This is a genomic window from Paenisporosarcina sp. P5_A11 (assembly GCF_056400705.1).
This window is the reverse complement of the sequence record NZ_JBFUKT010000372.1, coordinates 1-917: the sequence shown is the minus strand read 5'-3', so window position 1 is coordinate 917 and position 917 is coordinate 1. Positions and strand designations below refer to the sequence as shown.

Below are 917 nucleotides of genomic sequence, written 5' to 3'. Positions count from 1 at the left end.
TCACTTGTGAGATTATTGTGAATTTCTAATATGACTTCTCCTCCGTTTTGATAGCATTGTGAACTTGCAAAATTTATCTCTTCTGTATTGAAATAACTAGATACAATCGTTAAAAAAGAGACTCCAAGTAATACGATGACTAAAGTCCACAAAATTCCATTAAAGTGTTTATTTTTAATTATAGTAATTTTTAAGAACCCCCTTTACATTTTTATTGAACTAACCTGCCCTGTTAGATCAATAAAGAAATAGAACTGCATAAGTATTCCTTGATCTTCAACTCAAGCACCCGTTAGTTGAATAAGAGAACTGAACGCTTACATAGGTTACTGTCATATATCTTCTTCCGTTCTTATTTTCTTATTTGAGTTTTGAAAATAATATAATCCTGTAATGGACATTAATAAAACGAATAAGAAAGCTACAGCTAGATGCTGATCTAGCATTATTCCGACTACAATCATTGGTAATGAGCCCAAAATAAGAATAATAGGAAAACCCCATAGTTTTAACTTCACTCTAAAGCAACTCCTTCTCTCATTGACATTAATAAATATGCTTCCAATGATTAGTCTAATAATACAATATTAACCTAATTCGTGTTATGAATGAAACACTGTTCAACCAACCAGCCTCTTTAGTGAACAAGAAATTAGATAATCTGTCCGTAAAACCTCGATACAATCACTGACTCGTATTGTATAGGCCATACACAACAGGTTGACATAACACCACGACTAGGAAGTTACCCCACACACGCTCACTTCTTCCTCTTTTCGCCGATCCGTCTTTTATTCATCGAATATACATCGTTGAGTTGACGGGCTTTTGGTTGATTCGCTTTTCCCCTCTAATGAATAAATATCCAATCTGTCTTGGGCTTCAGGCAAATAAAAAAAGACCGTCTCTGACGATCT

General features: G+C 34.1%; 1 protein-coding gene. It reads right to left on the bottom strand.

What is annotated here, in order from left to right; translation table 11 throughout:
- Positions 1-332: 332 nt before the first annotated feature.
- Positions 333-518 carry a hypothetical protein gene (locus AC1DOS_RS20355; RefSeq protein WP_477538940.1) on the bottom strand — a complete coding sequence of 62 codons (186 nt, stop codon included), beginning with the start codon at positions 516-518 and terminating at the stop codon, positions 333-335.
- Positions 519-917: the final 399 nt, after the last annotated feature.